Consider the following 25,300-nt stretch of genomic DNA (forward strand, 5'->3'; position numbering starts at 1 on the left):
CGGCCATCCGCCTCGATTCCTTGATTTCCAACGCGCCCCCCGAGGCCCCATCGACCGTGACGCAGCCCGCACCCCAAGCCCTTCCTGTCGTAACCATGTTCGAGGGCGGCAGCGCACTCAGCGACTTCCGTGCACGGCAGTTGCTGCCGAAGCTGCAGGCCATCGAGCCGCGCATCGAGGGCATTTCGGCCCGTTTCGTGCACCTGGTGGTCACCGATGCGTCGCTGGGCGACGCCGACCGCGAGCGCTTTGCCGCGCTCCTGACCTACGGCGAGCCCTTCGAGGCCCCGGCCGCCAAGGCGAGCGCCTCGGTGGTCGTCACGCCCCGCCTGGGCACCGTGTCGCCCTGGGCCTCCAAGGCCACCGACATCGCCCACAACTGCGGCCTGGCGCTGCGCCGCGTCGAGCGCGTCACCCAGTACCACCTGAAACTCAAGGCGCCGCTGATCGGCAAGGCCCCCGTGCTCGAAGGCGACGCCCTGGCCGCCGTGGCCGGCCCGCTGCACGACCGCATGACCGAATCGGTGCTCGCCGCGGTCGAGCAGGCGGCCAGCCTATTCAGCGAATTGCCGGCCCAGCCGATGGCGCAGGTCGATGTGCAAACCGGTGGCCGTGCGGCCCTGGTGGCCGCCAACACCGGCTTCGGCTTGGCGCTGGCCGAGGACGAAATCGACTACCTCGTCGAAGCTTTCACCCGCCTGGGCCGCAACCCCAGCGACGTCGAACTGATGATGTTCGCGCAGGCCAACAGCGAGCACTGCCGCCACAAGATCTTCAACGCCAATTTCACCATCGACGGCGTGGCCCAGCCGCAGAGCCTGTTCTCGATGATCCGCCACACCGAGAAGCAGAACCCGCAGCACACGGTGATCGCCTATGCGGACAACGCCTCGGTGATGGAAGGCGCGACCATCGAGCGTTTCATTCCGGCGAACGGCTCGCAGAGCTATCAAAAAGATAGCGCCCTGAGCCATGTGCTGATGAAAGTCGAGACGCACAACCACCCGACCGCCATTTCCCCGTTCCCCGGCGCCTCGACCGGCGCGGGCGGCGAGATCCGCGACGAAGGCGCCACGGGCCGCGGCTCCAAGCCCAAGGCGGGCCTGACCGGCTTCACCGTCTCCAAGCTCTGGCCGGAAGAGGGCCATTACGGCAAGCCCGAGCACATCGCCAGCCCGCTGCAGATCATGACCGAAGGCCCGCTGGGCGGCGCCGCGTTCAACAACGAATTCGGCCGTCCCAACCTGTTGGGCTACTTCCGCGAATACGAACAGGCCGTGACGAGCGACCTCGACACCGTGCAGCGCGGCTACCACAAGCCCATCATGATCGCGGGCGGCCTGGGCAGCATCGACGCCACGCAGACCAAGAAGATCCTGTTCCCGGCCGGTTCGCTGCTGATCCAGCTCGGCGGCCCCGGCATGCGCATCGGCATGGGCGGCAGCGCCGCCAGCTCGATGGCGACCGGCGCCAATGCGGCCGAGCTCGACTTCGACTCGGTGCAGCGCGGCAACCCCGAAATCGAACGCCGCGCGCAGGAGGTCATCAACCACTGCTGGCAGCAGGGCGCGGCCAACCCGATCCTGGCGATCCACGACGTGGGCGCCGGCGGCCTGAGCAATGCCTTCCCCGAACTGACCAACGACGCCGGCCGTGGCGCGCGCTTCGACCTGCGAGCGGTGCCGCTCGAAGAGTCGGGCATGGCGCCCAAGGAAATCTGGTGCAACGAAAGCCAGGAGCGCTACGTGCTGGCCATCGCGCCCGAATCGCTCGAACAGTTCAAGGCCTTCTGCGAGCGCGAGCGCTGCCCGTTCTCGGTGGTCGGCGTGGCGACCGAAGAACGCCAGCTGCTGGTGGCCGACGAAGGCGCGGCCGTGCAACCTGTCGACATGCCGATGGACGTGCTGCTGGGCAAGCCGCCCAAGATGCACCGCGACGTGAAGACCGTCGCCCGCAGCTTCAAGCCCCTCGACCTCACGGGCGTCGACCTGCAGAAGGCCGCCATCGACGTGCTCGCACACCCGACCGTGGCCTCCAAGCGCTTCCTCATCACCATTGGCGACCGCAGCGTGGGCGGCCTGACGCATCGCGACCAGATGGTCGGCCCGTGGCAGGTGCCCGTGGCCGATTGCGCCGTGACGCTGGCCGACTACAAGGGCTTTGCTGGCGAAGCGATGAGCATGGGCGAGCGCACGCCGCTGGCCGCGCTCGACGCGCCGGCCTCGGGCCGCATGGCCGTGGCCGAGGCCATCACCAACCTGCTGGCCGCGCCGATCGAACTCTCGCGCGTCAAGCTGTCCGCCAACTGGATGGCAGCCTGCGGCGAGCCCGGCGAAGACGCCGCGCTGTACGAAACCGTCAAGGCCGTGGGCCTGGAGCTGTGCCCGGCGCTGGGCGTGTCGATTCCGGTCGGCAAGGATTCGCTGTCGATGCGCACGCAGTGGAAGGACAACGGCGAAGCCAAGAAGGTCACGTCGCCGGTCAGCCTGATCGTCACCGCCTTCGCCTCGCTGGCCGACGTGCGCGGGACGCTCACGCCGCAGCTCGACGCCACCGAAGACGACACCACGCTGGTGCTTATCGACCTCGGCCGTGGCCAGCACCGCATGGCCGGCAGCATCCTGTCGCAGACGCTGAATCAGAGCGGCGATACCGTGCCCGACCTCGACGACCCGGCGCAACTCGTCGCGCTGGTCAACGCCGTGAACGCGCTGCGCGCCGACGGCAAGATCCTCGCGATGCACGACCGCAGCGACGGCGGCCTGTTCGCCACCGCCTGCGAAATGGCCTTTGCCGGCCATGTCGGCGTGGCGCTGAACGTCGACATGCTGGTCACCGAAGGCGACGGCATTTCGGACAGCCGCATGGAAACCGGCGACGCCAAGAACTGGGCGCAGCAGGTCAGCGCGCGCCGCGAAGAGCTCACGCTCAAGGCGCTGTTCAACGAAGAGCTGGGCATGGTGCTGCAGGTGCGCACGGCCGAGCGCAACGACGTCATGCAGGTGCTGCGCGCCCATGGCCTGAGCACGCACAGCCACTTCGTCGGCAAGACGCGTCCCGCCAGCTCCACCATGGATGCGGGCAAGGGCAAGCTCGAAGTCTGGCGCGATGCCAAGTCGGTGTTCAGCGCCTCGCTGCACGACCTGCACCAGGTCTGGGATTCGGTCAGCTGGAAGATCGCCCGCGAGCGCGACAACCCGGCCTGCGCCGATGCCGAGCACGCCGCCGCCGGCGTGCCGAACGACCCGGGCATGCATGTGTTCCTTCCGAACGCGCCGGTGGCACCGGCCATCCTGCAGTCGCGCCCCAAGGTCGCGATCCTGCGCGAGCAGGGCGTCAACTCGCACGTCGAGATGGCCTATGCCTTCACCGAGGCCGGCTTCGAGGCCTTCGACGTCCACATGACCGACCTGCAGACGGGCAGGGCGGACCTGGCCGCGTTCAAGGGCGTGGTCGCCTGCGGCGGCTTCAGCTACGGCGACACGCTGGGTGCCGGCATCGGCTGGGCGCGCAGCATCACCTTCAACCCGAAGCTGGCCGAGCAGTTCAAGACCTTCTTCGGCCGCGCCGACACCTTCGGCCTGGGCGTGTGCAACGGCTGCCAGATGTTTGCCGAGCTGGCCGACATCATCCCGGGCGCCGAGGCCTGGCCGCGCTTCACCACCAACCAGAGCGAGCGTTTCGAGGCGCGCCTGTCGATGGTCGAGGTGCTCGAGTCGCCGAGCATCTTCTTCGCGGGCATGGCCGGCAGCCGCCTGCCGATCGCGGTGGCGCACGGCGAGGGCTACGCCAACTTCAAGCACCGTGGCGACGCGGCCAAGGCCATCGGCGCGATGCGCTTCGTGGACAACCACGGCCAGCCGACCGAGCAGTACCCGTTCAACCCGAACGGCAGCGCCGGCGGTCTGACCTCGGTCACCACGCCGGACGGCCGCTTCACGGCCGTGATGCCGCACCCGGAGCGCGTGTTCCGCAACATCCAGATGAGCTGGACCTCGGGCGACAAGAGCGAACTGAGCCCGTGGATGCAGATCTGGCGCAACGCGCGCAAGTGGGTGGGTTGATCGGGCGACGTCGGGCCGCGCAGGCGACCTGACGACGGCCAACGAAAAATGCCCTCCAGGCTCGGGTCTGGAGGGCATTTTTCATGGGGGTCGATGCGCCTGAGGCGCCAGCAATCAGCGCTGGCTGTTCAGCATCGACGCCTTGAACGACAGCACATGCGTCTTCGCCGCTTCGGCCGCTGCGTCGGCGTCGTGCCGCTGCAGCGTGGCGACGATGGTGCGGTGCTCTTCGATCACCTCGGCCAGATGCCCCTCGGCGGCCAGTGAGATCGCCCAGAAGCGCTGCGAGCGCGCGTGCAGCACGCTCAGGATGTCCTGCAGCATCGCGTTGCGCGCCGCCGCCGCGATCTTTTCGTGGAAGAGGCGGTCCAGGTTCATCACCGACATCGCATCGCGCCGCTGCGCAGCCGCTTCGAACTGCTCGGCGATGGCCTGCAGCTCGGCCAGTTCGGTTTCCGTGATGGCCGCCGCGGCTAGGCGCATGCACAGCACCTCGTTCACCAGCCGGACCTCGATGAGTTCCAGCGCGTCGTTGATCGACAGTGGCGAAGCCATAGCGCCCTTGCGCGGAATGATGCGGACCAGGCCCTCGGCCGACAGGCGGTGCAGCGCCTGGTTCACCGGCGTGCGGCCCACGCCCAGCCGCTCCATCACCTGGGCGGTGTTGAGGTACTCCCCGGGCTTGTAGGCCAGGGTCACCAGGGCTTCCTTCAGGCGCAGGTAGGCGGTTTCGTTGAGGGAGATGGCTGCTTCGGGCCGCCGGACGGGGGCTTTGCGGGCGGGCGTGGCTGCGTTCATCGGGGCGGGAGGGTCATGGTGGAGTTCCCCGATGGTACCTGCGGGAAATCCCTTTGAAGTTTCTGTGGACTCACTGTAATATCGTTGTGAAATTTCACTGAAACTTCAATCGAGCTGCCACCCATGAAACTGTCTTTCGAACTTCCCGAGGGAAGTGCCCCGTCAACGCTGAGCTTCGAAGCCCGGCACCTCGTGATTGCCGGCTGGACCGGGCGCGACACCGCCGCCATCGAGCACCACATCGAGGAACTCGCCGAGCTGGGCGTGCCCGCGCCCAGCACCGTGCCGCTGTTCTACCGGGTGGCCACCCAGCAGCTGAGCCAGGCCGACGTCGTGCAGGTGGTGGGGGCCGACACCTCGGGCGAGGTCGAGCCACTGCTGTTCCTGCACGGGGGCGAGTTCTTCGTCTCGATCGGCTCGGACCACACCGACCGCGCGCTGGAAGCGCACAGCGTGGCGCTGTCCAAGCAGATCTGCGTGAAACCCGTGGCGCGCAGCGCCTGGCGGCTGGCCGACGTGCAGGAGCGCTGGGACACGCTGGTGCTGCGCTCGTGGATCGAGGAGGGCGGTGAATGGCGCCTCTACCAGGAAGGCACGCTGGCCGCGCTGCGCCCGCCGGCCGACCTGCTGGCGCGCTGCGCCGCAGCCGACGGCGAACCGGCCGACGGTTTCGCGATGACCTGCGGCACGGTCGGCGCCATCGGCGGCATCCGCCCGGCCGCGCGCTTTCGCATGGAACTGGTGGACGAGCACACCGGCCGCCGCATTACGCACGAGTACCGCGCGGTCTCGCTGCCGATCGTCGCCTGACGCACGAGGACCGCACATGCCCGCCGCGATCTCCCTCGAAGCCGCCCGCGCCGACCTGGCCGCAGGCCGCACCACTTCCGCCGCGCTGACCGCCTCGGCGCTGCAACGCATCGCCGATCCCGCCGGCGAAGGCACGCGCACCTTCACGCGCATGCTGGCGGACCGCGCCCAGCACCTGGCGCGCGCCTCCGACAGCCTGCGCCAAGCCGGCGTCGTGCGCTCGCCGCTCGAAGGCCTGTCGGTCTCGGTCAAGGACCTGTTCGACGTGGCCGGCGAAACGACGACCGCCGGCTCCGTCGTGCTGCGCGATGCACCGCCCGCCGCGCACGACGCCGAGGCCGTGCGGCGCCTGCTGGCGGCCGGCGCGGTGCTGGTCGGCAAGACCAACATGACCGAGTTCGCGTACTCCGGCCTCGGCCTCAACCCGCACTACGGGACACCGGCCAATCCGTGGCAGCGCAGCGAGCGGCGCATTCCCGGCGGCTCGTCCTCGGGTGCGGCGGTTGCGGTCGCCGACGGCATGTGCGTCGCGAGCGTCGGCAGCGACACGGGCGGCTCGGCGCGCATTCCGGCGGCGCTGTGCGGCATCACCGGTTTCAAGCCGACGGCGCGCCGCATGCCCGGCACCGGGCTCGTGCCGCTGTCGCACAGCCTCGATGCGGTCGGTGTGATGGCGCTCGACGTGGCCGGCTGCGCGGCGATGGATGCGGTGCTGTCCGGCGTGTCCGAGGCGCCCCGTGCGCAGCACCTGCGCCAGGCCCGCTTCGCGGTGCCGACCACCTTGGTGCAGGACGGCATGGACGCGCACGTCGCCGCCACGTTCCAACGCGCGCTGCAGCGTCTCTCGGCCGCCGGCGCGCAGCTGGTCGAGCTGGCGGTGCCCGAGTTCGACGAGCTCGCGGCCATCAATGCCGCAGGCGGCTTCAGCGCCGCCGAGTCATGGGCGTGGCACGCCGAACTGATCGAGCGCAGCGGCAGCGGCTACGACCCGCGCGTGCTCAGCCGCATCCTGCGCGGCAAGGGCTTCACGGCGCGCGCCTACCTCGCACTGCAGGCGCAGCGGGCCGACTGGCAACTTCGCGTGGCCGCGCGCCTGGGCGAGTTCGATGGCTGGCTCATGCCGACCGTGCCGCTGGTGGCGCCGCGCATCGAGGCGCTCGAAGCCGACGAGGCGCAGTACGTCGCCGTCAACGCCGCGATGCTGCGCAACCCCTCCATCGTCAACTTCATGGACGGCTGCGCCATCTCCTTGCCCTGCCACGCGGCCGGCGAAGCGCCCGTGGGCCTGAGCCTTGCTGGCCTGCCGATGCGCGACGCCGCGCTGCTCGCGTGGGCCGCCGACATCGAACGCACCCTGCGCGCCACCGCCGATTGACCCGTCTGCCCACCCTCAAGAAACTCCGGAGAACCTCATGACCCAGCGCTTCCGTTTCCCGCTCGCCTCGTTCGCGTGCTTTGCCGCCGGCCTGGCGTGCATCGTCCCCGTCGCCCACGCGCAGGATGCCTATCCGTCCAAGCCGATCCGCATGGTCGTGCCGTTCCCACCGGGCGGCAGCATCGACATGACGGCGCGCCTGGTCGGCCAGAAGCTCTCGACGGCGCTGGGCCAGCCCGTGCTGGTGGACAACCGTCCCGGCGCCAGCGGCAACATCGGCATGGACTACGTCGCCAAGGCCCCCAAGGACGGCTACACCTTGCTGATGTTGCACACCGGCCTGGCTTCCAATGGGCACATGTTCGCGAAGCTGCCCTACGACCCGATCAAGGATCTGGCACCCGTGATCCGTGTGGCCGACCAGCCCAACGTGCTCATCATGAATCCCAAGTGGACGTTCAAGAACGTCGGCGAGCTGGTGGCCTATGCCAAGGCCAACCCCGGCAAGCTCAGCGTCGGCACCTCGGGCGTGGGCGGCCCGCAGGACGTGGCCGCGCGCCGCTTCATGAAGATGACCGGCACCGATCTGCTCAACGTGGCCTACAAGGGCGGGGCGCCCGCGCTGTCCGACCTCGTCGGCGGGCAGATCGACATGATGTTCGAAACCTCGCCGACCGCCGTGCCCTATGCCAAGAGCGGCAAGCTGAAGGCGCTGGCGGTCACGGGCGACAAGCGCGTTTCGACCTTGCCCGACGTGCCGACGGTGGCCGAGTCCGGCGTGCCGGGCTACCGCTTCATGGGCTGGGTCGGCCTGGTGGCGCCGGCCGGAACGCCCGCACCGGTCATCGCCAAGCTCAACGAGCAGGTGCAGGCGCTGCTCAAGAACGCCGACACGCAAAAGCAGTTCACCGACCTCAGCCTCGAGGTCATCGGCGGCTCGGCGCCAGACTTCACGAGCTTTGTGCGCAAGGAGTCGAACGACTACGCCCGCTTCGTGAAAGACTTCAACATCACGCCGCAATGAAAAAAGCCCCGCGACTGCGGGGCTTTTTTTGGGGCGATGGGCCGAAGGCTTACTCGACCTTGGCCTTCGCGCGCAGGTCTTCCTGGTACTTCTGCAGGCGCTGCTGCTGCAGCTGCTGCGTGATCTGCGGCTTCACTTCTTCCAGCTTCGGCAGTTGGGCCTGGCGGATGTCGTCGACGCGGATGATGTGATAGCCGAACTGGGTCTTGACCGGGGCAGGGGTGGTTTCGCCCTTCTTGAGCTTGATCATCGCTTCCGAGAACTCGGGCACGAAGCTGGCGGGGTTGGCCCAGTCGAGGTCGCCGCCATTGGCGCCCGATCCCGGGTCCTTGCTCTGCTTCTTGGCGATGTCTTCGAACTTGGCGCCCTTCTTCAGGTCGGCCATGATCTTCTTGGCCTGGTCTTCGGTCTCGACCAGGATGTGGCGGGCCTTGAATTCCTTGCCGCCGTTGGCTGCCACGAACTTGTCGTACTCGGCCTTCACGTCGGCGTCGGACACCGCGTTGGTCTTGCGGTAGTTCTCGAACAGCGCGCGGATCAGGATGGCCTGGCGGGCGAGTTCGAGCTGGTTCTTGTAGTCCTCGGTGGCGTCCAGGCCTTGCTTTTGCGCTTCCTGCATGAACACTTCGCGCGCCACGATTTCCTCGCGCAGCTGACTTTGCATCTCGGGCGTCACCGGGCGGCCGGCGGCAGCCAGCTGCTGGGCCAGGACGTCCATGCGGGCCTTGGGCACCGGCTTGCCGTTGACGATGGCTGCGTTCTGCGCCAGGGCCGACAGGGGGAGTGCACCGATCAGCGCTGCGGCCGCAACGGCCTGCAAGATGTGTTTTTTCATGAAATGAATATCAGGCTGGAGAGGAAATGCGCGTGTAGGAAAAGGCGCGGGAAAGAAAGCAGGAATCAGGAGAAAAGAAGGAGAGGGTGGGCGGCCGCGGCGAACGCGGCAAGCAACCGATTGGACGACTCAGAGCACCTCGATGGCGATGGCGTGCAGACCCTGTGCGATAAAAACTTGGAGGGCATCATACACAAGCCGATGCCGCGCCACGCGGGGCTTTCCGTCGAACAGCGGGGAGGCGATGCGCACCCGGAAATGCGTGCCGTAGCCCTCGGCGTTGGCACCCGCATGGCCCGCATGGGCGGCGCTTTCGTCGATCACTTCGAGTTGCGTGGGCGAAAGCGATGCGCGCAGCGCCGCCTCGAGCGCGGCCACGGTGGGCAGGGGGATGGTGGTGGTGGTCATGCGGTCGGCTTGTCTTCCTTGAGGTGCGGCGCGATGTACAGGCCCTGCGCCACCAGGAAGACGATCGGGAACACGTAGCCCCAGAGCTTGAAGTTGACCCAGGCCTCGGTCGTGAAGTACGCCGCCACGTAGCCGTTGATGAGCGCCATGAACAGGCAATAGCCGATCCACGCCACGTTGAGCCGGCCCCAGATGCGCTCGGGCAACTCGAGCTGCGCGCCCAGCAGCATCTTGAGGAAGTTCTTCTTCAGCGCCCACAGGGCCACGGCCAGCGCGACGGCCATGGCGCCGTACAGCACCGTCGGCTTCCACTTGATGAAGCGGTCGTCGTGCAGCACCAGCGTGAGCGTGCCGAACAGCAGGATCAGCACCAGCGTGGCCTTCTGCATCGCCTGCAGCTTGCGTTCCATGGCGTAGATGACGGCCATCTGCACCACGGTGGCGGCCATCAGCACGCCGGTGGCGGTGTAGATGTCGGCGAACTTGTAGGCGCCGAAGAACAGCAGGATCGGAAAGAAGTCGAGGAGCAGTTTCATTTCTTTTGGAAGTCGAGCGACGCCGAGTTCATGCAGTAGCGCAGGCCGGTTTCGGTGGGGCCGTCGGGGAACACGTGGCCCAGGTGGGCGCCGCAATTGGCACACACGTTCTCGGTGCGCACCATGCCGTGCGAGCGGTCGACGATGTTGCGGATGGCGCCGGGCACCGCTTCTTCGGAGAAGCTGGGCCAGCCGCAGCCGGCGTCGAACTTGGTGGCCGCTTCGAACAGCTTGGCGCCGCAGCAGATGCAATGGTAGGTGCCGTCGTCCCAGTGGGCTTCGTACTTGCCGGTGAAGGGACGTTCGGTGGCGGCGTGGCGCGTCACCTCGAAGGCGGCGGGTTCGGCGCCCTTCTCAGCGAGCAGGGCTTTCCATTCGGCGTCGGTTTTCTGTACGGGCGTGGTCATGAGGAGCAGCTGATTTCGATCGTGGAGGCCCAGTCGGGCGGGAAGCCGGCGTAGTCGTCGGCACCGGGGTGTTCTTCACATGGGGTTTGGAGCAGCGTCAGCAAGGTTGCCACACCCGCATGGTCCTTTTGCTGACTGGCTTCGATGGCCTGCTGGCCCAGGTGGTTCCGCAGCACGAACTTGGGGTTCGACTGCAGCATCAATTTTGCCGCTTCGGCACGCTGCGATTGTGCATGGCGCTCTGAAAAAGAGAGCATCCAGGCATCGAAGCCGGCCCGGTCGAGGAACAGGTCGCGCACCGGATCGACGTTGCCGTCGGCCATGTGATTCGACAGGCGGCGCCAGAAGATGGTGTGGTCGACCTTCTCGGCCGCCATCAGCTTGAGCACGCCCTCGATGAGCGCACGGTCGCCCTCGGCGGGTGCCGTGAGGCCCAGCTTGGCGCGCATGCGGTCTTCGAAGGCGTTGGGAAACACGGTCTTGTACGACTCCAGCGCGGCCACGGCGATTTCCTGGTCGCCGATCAGCGGCAAGAGTGCCTGCGCCAGGCAGAACAGGTTCCAGTAGGCGACGTTGGGCTGCTGGTTGAAGGCGTAGCGGCCCTGGGTGTCGCTGTGGTTGCAGATGTGGCGCGGGTCGAAGCCGTCGAGGAACTGGAACGGCCCGTAGTCGATGGTGAGCCCGAGGATGCTCATGTTGTCGGTGTTCATCACCCCGTGGCAGAAGCCCACGGCCTGCCACTGGGCGAGCAGGGCGGCGGTGCGCTCGCTCACGGCCTCGAGGAACGCTGCGTAGGCGTTGCCGTTGAAGCGCGCGGTGGCGCGGCATTCGGGGTAGTAGCGGTCGATGACGTAGTCGGCCAGCGCACGCAGCTCGTCTTCGCGCTGGTTGGCGGCGAAGTGCTCGAAGTGGCCGAAGCGGATGAAGCTGGGCGCCACGCGGGTGACCACTGCAGCGCTTTCCAGCTCTTCGCGGCGCACGCGGGCGTCCGAGCCGGTCACGCACAGCGCGCGCGTGGTCGGAATGCCCAGGCCGTGCATGGCCTCGCTGCACAGGAACTCGCGGATGCTTGAGCGCAGCACGGCGCGGCCGTCGCCGCCGCGCGAGTAGGGCGTGCGCCCCGAGCCCTTGAGCTGCACTTCGAGCCCGCCCTCGGTCTCGCCGAGCAGGATCGCGCGTCCGTCGCCCAGTTGCCCGGCCCAGACGCCGAACTGGTGGCCGCTGTAGACCGTGGCGAAAGGCCGCGTGCCGGCGACCGGCAGGCTGCCGGTGAGCGCGGCCAGCGTGGTGTCCGAGTCGCGCCAGCCGGGCGGCAGGCCCAGCTCACGCGCCACGGCGTCGCTGTGGCCGACCCAGTACGGATCGGGCAGCGGCGTGGGGCGCAGTTCGGTGAAAAAGGCGGGGCCCAGCGTCGAGAAGCCGGGCTTCCAGCGCAGGCCCAGGTCGGCGACCGGGGTGTCTTCGGCTAACAAGCTCATGCCCGGATTGTCCGGCAGCGCGCGAAACCCCAGGCCGTTGAGGCCATCGGGCGCGTGGGGCGGGCGGCGCCGCTCAGTTCAGCAGCGCGCCGCGCAGCGTCCCGGCGCCGTCGAGCGCCAGGCTGGCGCGGTACTGGGCCGGCGGCAGGCCGAACCAGCGCTTGCAGGCGCGAAAGAAGTTGCTGACGTCCACGAAGCCCAGCCGGTCGGCCACGTCCGCGAGCGTGTGGCGCTGTTCGGCCAGGTACTGCTTGGCGAGTTCGCGGCGGGTGCGGTCGAGCAGTGCCTGGAACGACACGGACTCCTCCTGCAGGCGGCGCTGCAGCGTGCGGTCGGCCAGCCCCAGGCCCGAGGCCACGTCCTGGCGGCGCGGCTCGCCGTGCTGCAGCCGGCGCGCGATCTCGGCGCACACCAGGCTGGCGGTGGTGGTCTGGCCCAGCAGGTTGAGCTGGTCGTCGAGCAGGTGCTCCTGCATCTCGCCCAGGGCCGGGTGGTGGGTGGGCAGCGGCATGGTCATGTCGGCCGACGACAGCAGCACGCGGTTGGCGGGCGCGTTGAAGCGGATCTCGCAGCCGAAGGCCTCGCGGTGCAGCCGGTCGTTGGCCGGCGGCGGGTAGACGAATTCCATGGCCAGCGGCTGCAGCTCGCGCCGCGTGAGCCACTGGCACTGCATGAGCACGGTCAGCAGGGCGTACTCGACGCGCTGGCGCGGGATCGGCAGGCTCCCGCCGGTGTGCTCCATGACCATCCAGCAGCCGCGCGCGTCGGACTGCAGCGAGAACGCGGTGGCGTCGGAGATCACGGCCATGTAGCGCGTGAGCCGCGTGAGCGCCGCGCCCAGGGTGGGGCTGCAGGCCATGGCGTGGCCCACGGTGCCCAGCTTGCTGTGCGTGGCGGCCAGGTCGCGGTCCAGGCCCAGCGTGGGCCGCCCGGCGTGCGCCACGGCCACCTGCCACAGCACGGAGATCTCGTCGACCGGGATGCGCGCGTTCTGGCGGTGCAGCGAGTCGGGGTCGAAGCCGGCATCGCGCAGCAGCGTGGGCACGTTCAGCCCCTCGGCCTCGAACATCGACAGCACCCCCTCCAGCCATGCGGCCGAGCTGGTGCGCAGCTCGGGCTGCGGACAGCCGGGGCGGCGCGACGGCCGGCGCGAATGGCGCGGCAGGGAGGCTTCTGAAGTCATTCGATTGGCTCGCTTGCGATAGCGGTGAAAACAGGGCCGGTTCCTAGAATTTTTCCAGTGCACGGCGGCCCGGAGTATGGGTGCCGCGCGCCAAGCCAGGAATTCCGATTAACCCGGTGTGGAGACAAAACATGAAGACAACGACAACAGCACAAAACCAGGGTGCGGCAGGACAGACGGCGATGGCGCGCGCCATCGCCACCATGGCCACGCTGGCCGCCGCGGCGGCGCTTGCAGCCTGCGGTGGCGGCTCGTCCGGGGCGACCGCCTTTCCCGTGTTGCCGCCTGCACCGGCTCCGGCGCCCGCGCCCGCTCCGGCACCCGCCGCCGACGGCCCGATGGTGCGCCAGACCACGGCCGGCAAGGTCGAGGGCACGGACGAGAGCGCCAGGAACGGCACCTGGTCCTGGAAGGGTGTTCCGTTCGCCCAGCCGCCGGTCGGCGCGCTGCGCTGGCGCGCACCGGTCGAGCCCGAAGCCTGGACCGGCATCCGCCCGGCCAAGGCCTTCGGCAACGCCTGCCTGCAGATCGGCCGGATCTTCAGCCCCGGCACCAGCAACACCTACGACGCCACCATCGGCACCAACCTGGGCAAGCCGGTCGGCAGCGAAGACTGCCTGTTCGTCAACATCTGGCGTCCGGCCACCACCGAGAAGAACCTGCCGGTGCTGTTGTTCATCCATGGCGGCAGCAATATTTCGGGTTACACGGCCGATCCGCTGTACGACGGCGCGGCGCTGGCCAAGGCCACCAATGCGGTGGTCATCACCGCCAGCTACCGTCTGGGCATCCTGGGCTTCTTGAACATGCCGCAGCTGCGACCGGGCGGCACGGCGGGCGACGACTCGGGCAACTTCGCGTTGCTGGACAACATGGCGGCGCTGCGCTTCATCCAGGGCAATGTCGCCAACTTCGGCGGCGACCCGGGCAACGTCACGCTGTCGGGCGAGTCGGCCGGCGCGACCAACCTGCTGGCGGTGATGACCTCACCGATGGCCAAGGGCCTGTTCCACAAGGCCTTCGAGATGAGCGGCGGCATTTCGCTCAAGACCAATCTGCCGCCCGGGACGCTGCCGACGCTGCAGCCGGCTTCGGCCTCGTTGACGCAGGGCCAGACGATCCTCGAAAAGCTGCTGGTCGCCGACGGCACCGTGGCCGATGAAGCGGCGGCCAAGGTGTATATCGGCACGCGCTCGCCGGCGCAGATCGCCGAGTACCTGCGTGCGCAAGAGGGTGGGGCGCTGCTGACCAAGGTCACGGCAGCCGGGCAGGGCAACGTGGCGCCGATTCCCGATGGCACGGTGTTGCCGGCGGACCCGATCGGCGCCATCGCAGCCGACAAGTACGTCAAGGTGCCCATGCTCGCGGGCAACACGCGCGACGAGGGCAAGCTCTTCGCGTCGCTGCTGGGCACCATCGGCTTCCCGACGTCAGGCTGGATCGTCACCGATGCCCCGCGCTTCTCGATGATGTTCAACTTCAACCCCGATGCTGCGCCCACGCTCACGGTGGACCACATCATCGACCCGTTCTACCTTCCGGTAGACAAGGCCGGCTCCGGCTACAACGCGGCCACCGCGCTCATCACGAAGGGGCTGTTCGAGGCCAACCGCGACAACCTGCTCAACACCATGAAGACGCGCCAGTCGAACATCTGGCACTACCGTCTCGACTGGTCGCAGGAGGCCGCGCCGTGGAACGACGTGTACGGCGCATCGCACGCCTTCGACCTGCCGTTCGTGTTCGGCAACTTCGAGGGTTCGCTGCTGAGCAACGTGATGGGCGGCAAGGCCAACGAGAAGGGGCGCGTGGCGCTGTCGAAGGCCGTCATGGCCAGCGTCGGGGCCTTCATGCGCAACGGCGATCCGAACACGCCCGAACTCGGTGCCACCTGGGGAACGTGGCCCTCGCAGTTGCTGCTCGACGCCACGCCCACCGCCACGAAGATCACCGCGGCGCCCTGATACAGGGGACCGCCGTCCCGCCCCGAGACGCGCCTGGGCAACGCATGCCATCCATCAAAACGATAACGGAGACAACACCTTGAGAATTTCCACGCCCCCCCGCCGATGGCACCTTGCCGCGTCGCTGCTTGCCAGCGTGGCGGGCCTTGCGGCTTGCGGCGGCGGCTCGTCGGGCGGCAGCGGGTTCAGCTTCTTTCCGCCCGCCGCCGAAACGCCACCCGCGCAGCCGCCGGTCACGCCCGAGGCGGGCCCGGTCCGCAAGTGGGGCTACATCACGCTGCCCGACGGCAACAGGATGCGCTATTCGCTGCTGCTGCCCAGCGGAGGCAACGCCACCTATCCGCTGCTGGTCGAGTACGACGGCTACAGCTCGGGCTCGGCCCCGAACATCGGCCAGCGCTGGCTGGCCGAGGGCTATGCGGTGATGGGCCTCAATGTGCCGGGCACCGGCTGCTCGACGGGCGACGACCAGGTCTTCGACGCCAGCACCGGCGCGGCCGGTGCCTTCGCCCTCGAATGGGCCGGCAAGCAGCCGTGGTCGAACGGCAAGATCGGCATGATCGGCTACTCGTACTCGGGCTACAACCAGCTGTGGGTGGCGGCGCACCGGCCCAAGGGCCTGCTGGCGATCACGCCCAGCAAGAACGTGACCGATCCGTACCGCGACGTGGGCTACCCGGGCGGCATCAAGAACGTCGGTTTTCCCGCGCAGTGGTGGGGCGGCTTCCCGGCCACCTGGAACCGCGCGGCCGCGCTGGCCGCCAAGCTCGACGGCGACACGGAGTGCGCCAAGACCGTGGCCGACAACATCGAGAAGCTCAAGCGCCCCGATCTCGACCTGACCAAGTGGCTTGAGAACCCGTATGCCGACGGCCTCTACGTGAAGCGCAGCGCGTTCTACGAGACCGGCAAGATCGACATTCCCGCGCTGGGCACCCAGTCGTGGCAGGACGAGCAGATCGGTCCGCGCTCGGGCTACTACGAAGACACCATGGCGCCCGAAAAGATGTGGCTCATCAGCTCCAACGGCGACCACCACACCAACGTCACCTCCGACTACATAGATGGCACGCTGAAGCGCTTTCTGGCCCATTTCGTGAAGGGCGAGGACAACGGTTTCGAGAAGGAGCCGCACGTGCGCCTGCTGCAGGAAATGCAGCAGATCGACCAGAAGGCGATCAACGGCGCCGCCAAGCTGAAGCAGACGGCCGTGGCCGAGTTCGACCGCCTGCCGGTCAAGGTCAAGCCGATGCGCCTGTGGATGCAGCCGGGCGGCGGGCTCGCCGATGCCAAGCCGACCGCCGGCGCGGCCTCGTCCGACTACCGGTATCCGGCCAAGAGCCCGGTGGTGAACAACCCGGCCGCCGAAGGCTGGCAGGCCGTGGCCGATGCCGAGAAGGACGGCCAGCTCACCTTCACCACCGCCGCGTTGCCCGAGGACCTGAGCTTCTACGGGGAAGGCTCGGCCGACCTGTACCTGAGCGCCACCGCCGACAGCACCGACCTGCAGGTCACGGTGTCGGAAGTGCGCCCCGACGGCAAGGAGATGTTCGTGCAGCGCGGCTGGCTGCGCGCCTCCAAGCGGGCGCTCGACGCCAGCCGCGCCACCGAGCTGCGCCCCTTCGGCGACTTCACACAGCCCAAGGAAGCGCCGCTGCAGTCCGGCCAGCCCAACCTGGTGCGCATCGAGATCCAGAAGTTCGCCCATGTCTTTCGCGCCGGCTCCAGCATCCGCGTGACGGTGGACTCGCCGTCGCAGACCGGCTTCTGGCTGTTCGGCAACGACACGAGGCCGTCGACCAACACGCTGTGGCACCAGGGCGCGAACGCGTCGAGCATCGTGCTGGGCTACGTCGCCTACCCGCATGCGGCCGCGTTGCCCGAGTGCGGCAAGACGCTGCGCCAGCCGTGCCGTACCAACGTGGTGACGGTGCCCGCGGGCACCGGTCCGAAGGCGCCCACTTGAGCCGCTTCGTTCAATCATGCAGTGCGGGTTTGTGTCATTGTGCAAGTGGCCGAAGCTTGCGTGAATCTCTCGTTCGCAACGCTTTTTGAAGTCATTTCACATAGGAGTCCGTAGATGCTGGGTTTGATGCAAGACCAACCGCTTTTGATCTCGTCGCTGATCGAGTTCGTCGAGCGCCACAACGGCGACGGCGAGATCGTCTCGCGCCGTGTCGAGGGCGATATCCACCGTTGCACCTGGAGCGACATCGCATCGCGCGCCAGGCAGGTGGCCAATGCGCTGGATGGCGAGCAGCTGCTGTTCAGCGACCGCATCGCCACCCTGGCCTGGAACGGCTACCGCCACCTGGAGCTGTACTACGGCGTGAGCGGCAGTGGCCGCGTGCTGCACACCATCAACCCGCGCCTGCACCCCGACCAGATCGCGTGGATCGCCAACCATGCCGAAGACCAGATCCTGTGCTTCGACCTGAGCTTCCTGCCGCTGGTGCAGGCGGTGCATGCGCGTTGTCCCACGATCCGGAAATGGGTTGCACTGTGTGACGCCGACAAGCTGCCGGCCGACAGCGGCGTGCCCAACCTCGTGAGCTACGAAGCCTGGATGGGCACGCAGCCCACCGCGTACGACTGGCCCACCTTCGACGAGAACTCGGCCTCGAGCATGTGCTACACGAGCGGCACCACGGGCAACCCGAAGGCCGCGCTGTACAGCCACCGCTCGACCATGCTGCATGCCTACGCTGCCGCGCTGCCCGACGTCATGCGCATCTCGGCGCAAGACTCGGTGCTGCCGGTGGTGCCGATGTTCCACGTCAACGCCTGGGGCATTCCGTACTCGGCCGCGCTGGTGGGCTGCAAGCTCGTGTTCCCGGGCCCGTCGCTGGACGGCAAGTCGGTGTACGAACTCATCGAGTCCGAAGGCGTGACCTTCGCGGCCGGCGTGCCCACCGTGTGGCAGATGATGCTGGGCCACATGCAGACCAACGGCCTGAAGTTCAGCAAGCTGAACCGCACCGTCATCGGCGGCTCGGCCTGCCCGCCGGCCATGATCACGGCGTTCCAGGAGAACTACAACGTCGAGGTGCTGCATGCCTGGGGCATGACTGAGATGAGCCCGCTGGGCACGCTGTGCACGCTGAAGAACAAGCACCTGTCGCTGCCCGCCGACGCACAGCTGCAGATCCGCATGAAGCAGGGTCGCGCCATCTTCGGCGTCGACATGAAGATCGTCGACGGCAACGGCGACGAGCTGCCCTGGGACGGCAAGGCCTACGGCGACCTGTTGGTCAAGGGCCCCTGGGTCGTCAAGGAGTACTACAAGGGCGAGGGCGGCAACCCGCTGGTCGCCGACGCCGCGGGCCGGGGCTGGTTCCCCACCGGCGACGTGGCCACCATCGATGCCGAGGGCTACCTGCAGATCACCGACCGCAGCAAGGACGTGATCAAGTCCGGCGGCGAGTGGATCAGCTCCATCGACATCGAGAACATCGCCGTCGCGCACCCGGCCATCGCCATGGCGGCCTGCATCGGCGTGTTCCACCCCAAGTGGGACGAGCGCCCGATCATCGCGGTCGTGAAGAAGCCCGGCGCCGAAGTCACTCGCGAGGAACTGCTGAAGTTCTACGAGGGCAAGACGGCCAAGTGGCAGATCCCCGACGACGTGGTGTTCGTGGAGGCCATTCCGATCGGCGCCACCGGCAAGATCCTCAAGACCAAGCTTCGCGAACTGCTCAAGGACTACAAGCTGCCGGGCCTCTGAAGCACGGCCAAAGCCCACCCGCACTGTCGCGCACGCGATAGGAAGGCCGCCCCGGCGGCTTTCCTTCCGGGCATTCCCTGTGCGGCGAAGAAAAGGGCGCTTGTACGCTGGCGTCCCGCCTTTCAACCAGGAGACTCTTCATGCACTTCGGTATCAAGTCAGTGGCCGCCTGCGCCATGTTGGTGAGTGTTTCAGCGTCGTTCGCCCAGAAGGGCGAAACCGTCAAGATCGCCTGGCTGGACCCGCTGTCGGGTCTGATGGCGGCCGTGGGCACCAACCAGCTCAAGACGACCCAGTACCTGGCTGACGAGTTCAACAAGAAGAATGCGTCGGGCGTGAAGTTCGAGATCATCGCGATCGACAACAAGCTGAGCCCGCAGGAGACCACCGCGGCGCTGCGCTCGGCGCAGGACCAGGGCGCGCGCTACATCACCCAGGGCAACGGCTCGGGCCCGGCGCTCGCGATCATCGACGCCGTCGAGAAGAACAATGCGCGCAATCCCGGCAAGGAACTGCTCTACCTGAACTATGCGGCGGTCGATCCCGACCTCACCAACAGCAAGTGCAGCTACTGGCACTTCCGCCTCGATGCCGACACCTCCATGAAGATGGAAGCGCTGACCACCTGGATGAAGGACCAGGCCGACATCAAGAAGGTCTACATCCTGGGCCAGAACTACTCCCACGGCCAGCAGGTGTCCAAGTTCGCCAAGGACAACCTCAAGACCAAGCGCCCCGACATCCAGATCGTGGGCGACGACCTGCACCCGCTCGCGCAGGTGCGCGATTTCTCGCCCTACATCGCCAAGATCAAGGCCTCGGGCGCCGACACGGTCATCACTGGCAACTGGGGCTCCGACCTCTCGCTGCTCATCAAGGCGGCGAACGACTCGGGGCTGGACGTCAAGTTCCTCACCTACTACGCACCGGGCGCCGGCACGCCCACGGCCATGGGTGCCACCTCGGCAGGCAAGGTCTACACCGTGGCCTATGCCCACTACAACATGGGCGGCGAAATCCAGCGGCTGCTGACCGGCTACAAGAAGAAGATGAACGACGACCTGACGCAGTCCTCGATCTATCACACCTTCGCATTGCTCGATGCCGCGTTCGTGCAGACCAAGTCGACCGACCCCGTCAAGGTGGCCGCGGCACTCGAAGGCATGAAGATCAAGAGCTTCAACGGCGAGGTCGAGATGCGCAAGGCCGACCACCAGTTGCAGCAGGGCCTGTACATCTCGCGCTGGGAGAAGGCCAGCGCCAAGTACCCCTACGACGCCGAGAACACCGGCTACACCAACGTCCCCGTGAAGTATTACGAGTCGTATGTGGCGAGCACGCCCACGACCTGCCAGATGAAGCGCCCCTAGGCGTCTTTGTGAACGCATTTCCTACCCATCGGTAGAAGATACCTACCGCCGGGTAGCAAAAGAAGGAAATGCACTGTCGCCTGCGCGATAGATACGTGCCTTTGCAGCCCCTTCCTTACGGGCATTCCCTGAGGGGTGGGGTGGCAAAGACTTGTACGCTTGTGCAGCGTTTTTGATATCGGTTTGACCAGGAGATATAGATTGAAGTTCGCTCTGAAGATCGCTACCGCCGCCGTGCTCGCGGCAAGTGCCACCGGTGCCCTTGCCCAGAAGGGTGAGACCGTCAAGATCGCGTGGCTGGACCCGCTGTCGGGCCTGATGGCGGCCGTCGGTACCAACCAGCTCAAGACCTTCCAGTTCCTGGCCGAAGAATTCAACAAGAAGAACGTGGCCGGCGTGAAGTTCGAGGTCATCGGCATCGACAACAAGCTCAGCCCGCAGGAAACCACCGCCGCGCTGCGCTCGGCCATGGACCAGGGCGCGCGCTACGTGGTGCAGGGCAACGGCTCCGGCCCGGCGCTGGCCATCATGGACGCGCTCGAAAAGCACAACGCCCGCAACCCGGGCAAGGAAGTCGTGTACTTCAACTACGCGGCAGTCGATCCCGACCTGACCAACAGCAAGTGCAGCTACTGGCACTTCCGCCTGGACGCCGACACCTCCATGAAGATGGAAGCCCTGACCACCTTCATGAAGGACCAGGCCGACATCAAGAAGGTGTACCTGATCAACCAGAACTACTCGCACGGCCAGCAGGTCGCGAAGTACGCCAAGGACAACCTCAAGACCAAGCGCCCCGATGTGCAGATCGTCGGCGACGACCTGCACCCGCTGGCCCAGGTGCGCGACTTCGCGCCCTACATCGCCAAGATCAAGGCCTCGGGCGCCGACACCGTCATCACCGGCAACTGGGGTTCCGACCTCGCGCTGCTCATCAAGTCGGCCAACGACGCAGGCCTGAACGTCAAGTTCTACACCTACTACGCCGTGACCAACGGCACGCCGACCGCCATGGGCGCGGCCTCGGACGGCAAGGTCTACATGGTGGGCTACAGCCACTACAACGCGCCGGGCCCGATCGCGCCGATGATGAACGAGTTCAAGAAGCGCTTCAATGAAGACCTGTACACGACGTCGCCGTACACCGTGTACGCGATGCTCGCCGAAGCCTTCGTGCGCACCAAGTCGACCGACCCCGTGAAGGTGGCGGCCGCCATGGAAGGCATGAAGTTCAAGAGCTTCAACGGCGACGTCGAAATGCGCAAGTCCGACCACCAGCTGCAGCAGGGCCTGTGGATCACGCGCTGGCAGAAGGCCGACGCGAAGAGCCCGTACAGCCCGGAGAACACCGGCTACACGCTGGCACCGGTCAAGTACTACGAGCCCTACGTCTCGAGCACGCCCACCTCGTGCCAGATGAAGCGACCCGGCGGCGCCTCCTGATCGCCTCCTGATCGCCTGCTGATCGCCCCCTGACCGGTCGAGGCCCGACTTCAACACTCGGGCCTCTTTCTTTTTCAACCGACACGGAAGACCGATGAACGTCGAATTCTTCGTCATCTCACTGCTCAACGGCGTCAGCTACGGCCTGCTGTTGTTCATGCTGAGCTCTGGCCTTACGCTGATCTTCAGCATGATGGGTGTGCTCAACTTTGCACACGCCAGCTTCTACATGCTGGGCGCCTATTTCGCCTACACCCTGTCAGGCATCGTCGGCTTCTGGCCCGCGCTCTTTCTCTCGCCGCTGCTGGTGGGGGCATTGGGCGCGGCCTTCGAGCGCTACAGCCTGCGCCGGGTCCACAAGTTCGGCCACGTGCCCGAGCTGCTGGTGACCTTCGGTCTTTCGTACCTCATCCTCGAGCTGGTCCAGCTGGTCTGGGGCCGCTCCACGGTGCCCTACGGCCTGCCCGAGGCGCTGCAGGGCCCGCTGTTCTCGCTGTACGGCACGCAGTTCCCCAAGTCGCGCTCGTTCATCATGCTGGTGGCGATGCTCATGCTGGTGTCCGTGTGGCTGCTGCTCACGCGCACCCGCATCGGCCTGGTGATCCAGGCGGCGCTGAAGCACCCCGACATGGTCGAGGCGCTGGGCCACAACGTGCCGCGCGTGTTCATGCTGGTGTTCGGCGGCGGTGCCGCGCTGGCCGGCCTGGCGGGCGTGATCGGCGGCAACACCTATGTCACGGAGCCGGCCATGGCCGGTTCGGTCGGCACCATCATCTTCGTGGTGGTGGTGGTCGGCGGCATGGGCTCGTTGGCGGGCGCCTTCCTGGCGTCGCTGCTGATCGGCATCATCCAGACCTTCGCCGTGGCGCTGGACCACTCGCTGGCCACCGCGCTGCAGGCCCTGGGCGTGGCCGTGACCGACCAGACCTTCGGCTACGAGCTGCTCAAGCTCACCATCTCGCAGGTCGCACCGATCCTGCCGTACCTGTTCCTCGTGCTGATCCTCATCTTCCGCCCGAAGGGTCTTCTGGGCACCCGGGAGGACTGACACCATGACCACCGCAACCACCACTTCACCGACGACCCCGACGCGGTACTACCGCTTCAAGCCCTGGAACATCGGGCGCTACCTGGTCTGGGCGCTGTTCGCCCTGGTGCTGATCATCTCGCCGATGCTGTTCAAGAGCAGCCTGGCGCTGACGATGCTCTCGCAGATGGGCTACCTGATCATCATCTGCCTGAGCTACAACATCCTGCTGGGGCAGGGCGGCATGCTGAGCTTCGGCCATGCCGTCTACACCGGCCTGGGCTCGTTCATCGCCATCCACGCGATGAACATGGCGACCAAGGGCGGCCCGACGATTCCGCTGGTGCTCATTCCGCTCGTCGGCGGGCTGGCGGGGATGTTCTTCGCCATCCTGCTGGGCTTCGTGACCACCAAGAAGTCGGGCACCACCTTCGCCATGATCACCATGGGCATCGGTGAGCTCGTGGCCTCGATGGCGCTGATGTTCCCCAGCTTCTTCGGCGGCGAGGGCGGCATCACCACCGACCGCGTGTACGGCCCGAGCTTCTTCGGCTTCACCTTCGGCCCGCAGATCCAGGTGTACTACCTGATCGCCGCGTACTGCTTCGTGTGCACCGCCCTGATGTATGCCTTCACCGGCACGCCGCTGGGCCGCATGCTGAACGCGGTGCGCGACAACCCGGAGCGCGTGGAGTTCATCGGCTACAACACGCAGCGCGTGCGCTACTTCGCGTTCATCATTGCGGGCTTCTTCGCCGGCATCGGCGGCGGCCTGGCCTCGATCAACTTCGAGATCGTGAACGCGGCCGACAGCCTGAACGCCATCCGCTCGGGCGGCTACCTGCTGTTCACCTTCCTGGGCGGCGCGGTGTTCTTCTTCGGCCCGATCATCGGTGCGGTGCTGCTGGTGTTCGCCTCGATCCTGCTGTCCGAACTGTCGAAGGCCTGGCAGCTGTACTTCGGCCTGGTGTTCGTGTTCATGGTGATGTTCGCCCCCGGCGGCATCGCCAGCCTGGTCATGATGAACCTGCGCGTGGCCAAGTTCGGCAAGTTCAACCGCTTCTGGGGCCTGTACGCCGCGCTCGCCGTGGCCCTGGTGCCGGTGGTGGTCGGTGCTGCCGCGCTGATCGAAATGATCTATCACATCCAGCTCAACGCGGCGATGGGCCCGGACCTGAAGTTCTTCGGCACCATGCTGAACACGGCGGGCGTGACCAGCTGGCTGGGCGCCATCGCGATCCTGGCCGTCGGCCTGGGCCTGCTCGAGGTGGCACGGCGCCGCTTCGTGCGGGTCTGGGGCCAGGCGCAGGAAGAGATCGAAGCAGAAATCAAACGTCGGGAGGCGGCGTAAATGAGCGCGCAATACGCATTGGAACTGAAGGCGCTGCGCAAGAATTTCGGCAAGACCGAAATCATCCGCGGCGTGGACCTGGCGGTGAAGGCCGGCGAACGCATCGCCGTGATCGGGCCGAACGGCGCGGGCAAGTCGACGCTGTTCAACCTGATCAGCGGGCGGCTCACGCCCACCAGCGGCGAGGTGCTGCTCAACGGGCAGCGCATCGACGGCAAGAAGCCCTATGAAATCAACCGCCTGGGGCTGTCGCGCAGCTTCCAGATCACCAACATCTTCCCGAAGCTCAGCGTCTTCGAGAACCTGCGCTGCGGCGTGCTGTGGAGCCTGGGCTACAAGTACACCTTCCTGCGCTTTCTCTCGAACCTGGACGACGCCAACGCGCGCACCGAAGAGCTCATCAAGCAGATCGGCCTGGAGCGCAAGCGCGACGTGCATGCGGTGAACCTCACCTATGCCGAGCAGCGCGCGCTCGAGATCGGCGTGACCATCGCCGGCGGCGCCGGCGTGATCCTGCTGGACGAGCCCACGGCCGGCATGAGCAAGACCGAGACCTCGCACTTCATCTCGCTCATCAAGCACGTCACCGTCGGCAAGACACTGTTGACGGTGGAGCACGACATGGGCGTGGTCTTCGGGCTGGCCGACAAGATCGCCGTGGTGGTCTACGGCGAAGTCATCGCTTTCGACACGCCGGCTGCCGTGCGCGCCAATGCACGCGTGCAGGAGGCGTATCTGGGTTCGTCGGTTGCCGACGCGCAAGGGGCGGGACACTGACATGCTGAAGCTTCACGACATCCACGCCTACTACGGCAAGAGCCATGTGCTGCATGGCGTTTCCTTCGACGTCCGCCCGGGCGAGATCGTGGCCCTGCTGGGTCGCAACGGCTCGGGCCGCTCGACCACCGCCAAGGCCATCATGGGCCTGGTGCATGCCGAGGGCACGCTGCAGTGGAAGGGCGGCGACATCCTGCGCCGCAAGGCCTACGAGATCGCGCACATGGGCATCGGCTACGTGCCCGAGAACCGCGACATCTTTCCCAAGCTCACGGTGCACCAGAACCTGCTGCTGGGGCAGAAGGGCTCGGGCAAGGGCAGCCGCTGGTCCTTCGACGACATGTACGGCATGTTCCCGCGCCTGAAGGAGCGCCAGCACACCGAGGCCGGCGTGCTCTCGGGCGGCGAGCAGCAGATGCTCACGCTGTGCCGCACGCTCATGGGCGACCCCGACCTGATCATCATCGACGAGCCCACCGAAGGCCTTGCGCCCAAGATCGTCGAGCTGGTGGGGCAGTACCTGCGCACGCTGAAGGACAAGGGCATCTCGGTGCTCCTCATCGAGCAGAAGCTCACCATCGCGATGCAGATCTCAGACCGTGCGCTCGTCATGGGCCACGGCAGCATCGTGTTCGACGGGACGCCCGACAGCCTGCGCGCCGACGGCACCACCCGCAGGGAGTGGCTGGAGGTTTAAGCAAACCCCCAGGCTTCGCGCACTTCGTG

General features: G+C 66.9%; 20 protein-coding genes. 13 read left to right on the forward strand and 7 right to left on the reverse strand.

Annotation, left to right across the window (positions count from 1 at the left end):
• The first annotated feature begins 95 nt into the window (after window positions 1–95).
• On the forward strand, window positions 96–4,064 hold the full coding sequence (gene purL / locus VBO01S_RS04835) for a phosphoribosylformylglycinamidine synthase (RefSeq protein WP_062471270.1): 3,969 nt from the start codon (window positions 96–98) through the stop codon (window positions 4,062–4,064).
• Window positions 4,065–4,178: 114 nt separating this feature from the next.
• Here the strand turns inward: purL and VBO01S_RS04840 are convergent, their stop codons facing one another.
• Entirely contained in the window at window positions 4,179–4,862 is a 684-nt protein-coding gene (locus VBO01S_RS04840) for a GntR family transcriptional regulator (protein WP_062471272.1), read from the reverse strand.
• Between the two features lie 123 nt (window positions 4,863–4,985).
• Here VBO01S_RS04840 and VBO01S_RS04845 point away from each other — a divergent pair, with 123 nt between their 5' ends.
• From VBO01S_RS04845 to VBO01S_RS04855, 3 genes are read left to right on the forward strand one after another with little or no spacing between them, the layout of a single operon-like run.
• Window positions 4,986–5,672 carry a DUF2848 domain-containing protein gene (locus VBO01S_RS04845; protein ID WP_062471274.1) on the forward strand — a complete coding sequence of 229 codons (687 nt, stop codon included), beginning with the start codon at window positions 4,986–4,988 and terminating at the stop codon, window positions 5,670–5,672.
• Between the two features lie 16 nt (window positions 5,673–5,688).
• Window positions 5,689–7,047, forward strand: coding sequence for an amidase (locus tag VBO01S_RS04850; protein WP_062471277.1), 1,359 nt, complete (start codon window positions 5,689–5,691; stop codon window positions 7,045–7,047).
• Window positions 7,048–7,084: 37 nt separating this feature from the next.
• Entirely contained in the window at window positions 7,085–8,071 is a 987-nt protein-coding gene (locus tag VBO01S_RS04855; protein ID WP_062471279.1) for a Bug family tripartite tricarboxylate transporter substrate binding protein, read from the forward strand.
• Between the two features lie 49 nt (window positions 8,072–8,120).
• Here the strand turns inward: VBO01S_RS04855 and VBO01S_RS04860 are convergent, their stop codons facing one another.
• The 6 genes from VBO01S_RS04860 to VBO01S_RS04885 all read right to left on the reverse strand — a co-directional run bounded on the left by VBO01S_RS04860 (window position 8,121) and on the right by VBO01S_RS04885 (window position 12,900).
• The gene (locus tag VBO01S_RS04860) at window positions 8,121–8,906 is read right to left on the reverse strand and encodes a peptidylprolyl isomerase (protein ID WP_062471282.1); all 786 of its coding nucleotides are present in this window, start codon (window positions 8,904–8,906) and stop codon (window positions 8,121–8,123) included.
• 129 nt (window positions 8,907–9,035) lie between these two features.
• Entirely contained in the window at window positions 9,036–9,314 is a 279-nt protein-coding gene (locus VBO01S_RS04865) for a BolA family protein (protein WP_056580792.1), read from the reverse strand.
• Window positions 9,311–9,850, reverse strand: a complete 540-nt coding sequence (locus VBO01S_RS04870; RefSeq protein WP_062471286.1) for a septation protein A — start codon at window positions 9,848–9,850, stop codon at window positions 9,311–9,313. The genes VBO01S_RS04865 and VBO01S_RS04870 overlap by 4 nt, the downstream gene beginning before the upstream one ends.
• Window positions 9,847–10,257: a peptide-methionine (R)-S-oxide reductase MsrB gene (gene msrB, locus VBO01S_RS04875; protein WP_062471289.1), complete on the reverse strand. Its 411-nt coding sequence runs from the start codon at window positions 10,255–10,257 to the stop codon at window positions 9,847–9,849. The genes VBO01S_RS04870 and msrB overlap by 4 nt, the downstream gene beginning before the upstream one ends.
• Window positions 10,254–11,735, reverse strand: coding sequence for a protein adenylyltransferase SelO (locus tag VBO01S_RS04880; RefSeq protein ID WP_062471291.1), 1,482 nt, complete (start codon window positions 11,733–11,735; stop codon window positions 10,254–10,256). Before VBO01S_RS04880 ends, msrB begins: the two co-directional genes overlap by 4 nt.
• Window positions 11,736–11,808: 73 nt before the next feature.
• A complete protein-coding gene (locus tag VBO01S_RS04885; protein ID WP_082817990.1) occupies window positions 11,809–12,900 on the reverse strand; it encodes an AraC family transcriptional regulator in 1,092 nt (363 codons plus the stop codon).
• Window positions 12,901–13,049: 149 nt separating this feature from the next.
• On the opposite strand from VBO01S_RS04885, the gene VBO01S_RS04890 reads away from it, so the two are divergent.
• From VBO01S_RS04890 to VBO01S_RS04930, 9 genes are all read left to right on the forward strand, one after another.
• Window positions 13,050–14,882 carry a carboxylesterase/lipase family protein gene (locus tag VBO01S_RS04890; RefSeq protein ID WP_062471294.1) on the forward strand — a complete coding sequence of 611 codons (1,833 nt, stop codon included), beginning with the start codon at window positions 13,050–13,052 and terminating at the stop codon, window positions 14,880–14,882.
• A 79-nt stretch (window positions 14,883–14,961) separates the two neighbouring features.
• Window positions 14,962–16,848, forward strand: a complete 1,887-nt coding sequence (locus VBO01S_RS04895) for a CocE/NonD family hydrolase (protein ID WP_062471298.1) — start codon at window positions 14,962–14,964, stop codon at window positions 16,846–16,848.
• Between the two features lie 114 nt (window positions 16,849–16,962).
• Complete coding sequence (locus VBO01S_RS04900) at window positions 16,963–18,606, forward strand: 3-(methylthio)propionyl-CoA ligase (protein WP_062471300.1); 1,644 nt, start codon at window positions 16,963–16,965, stop codon at window positions 18,604–18,606.
• 140 nt (window positions 18,607–18,746) lie between these two features.
• Window positions 18,747–19,976 (forward strand): branched-chain amino acid ABC transporter substrate-binding protein, encoded by a 1,230-nt coding sequence (locus tag VBO01S_RS04905; protein WP_062471303.1) that lies wholly within the window; start codon window positions 18,747–18,749, stop codon window positions 19,974–19,976.
• Between the two features lie 201 nt (window positions 19,977–20,177).
• On the forward strand, window positions 20,178–21,419 hold the full coding sequence (locus VBO01S_RS04910; protein ID WP_062471306.1) for a branched-chain amino acid ABC transporter substrate-binding protein: 1,242 nt from the start codon (window positions 20,178–20,180) through the stop codon (window positions 21,417–21,419).
• A gap of 94 nt (window positions 21,420–21,513) precedes the next feature.
• Window positions 21,514–22,467 carry a branched-chain amino acid ABC transporter permease gene (locus VBO01S_RS04915; protein WP_062471309.1) on the forward strand — a complete coding sequence of 318 codons (954 nt, stop codon included), beginning with the start codon at window positions 21,514–21,516 and terminating at the stop codon, window positions 22,465–22,467.
• 4 nt (window positions 22,468–22,471) lie between these two features.
• Complete coding sequence (locus VBO01S_RS04920) at window positions 22,472–23,797, forward strand: branched-chain amino acid ABC transporter permease (protein ID WP_062471312.1); 1,326 nt, start codon at window positions 22,472–22,474, stop codon at window positions 23,795–23,797.
• The gene (locus VBO01S_RS04925) at window positions 23,798–24,574 is read left to right on the forward strand and encodes an ABC transporter ATP-binding protein (protein WP_062471315.1); all 777 of its coding nucleotides are present in this window, start codon (window positions 23,798–23,800) and stop codon (window positions 24,572–24,574) included.
• 1 nt (window position 24,575) lies between these two features.
• Complete coding sequence (locus tag VBO01S_RS04930) at window positions 24,576–25,271, forward strand: ABC transporter ATP-binding protein (protein ID WP_062471318.1); 696 nt, start codon at window positions 24,576–24,578, stop codon at window positions 25,269–25,271.
• The last annotated feature ends 29 nt before the right edge of the window (window positions 25,272–25,300 follow it).

Source organism: Variovorax boronicumulans NBRC 103145 (assembly GCF_001591345.1).
GTDB lineage: Bacteria > Pseudomonadota > Gammaproteobacteria > Burkholderiales > Burkholderiaceae_C > Variovorax > Variovorax boronicumulans.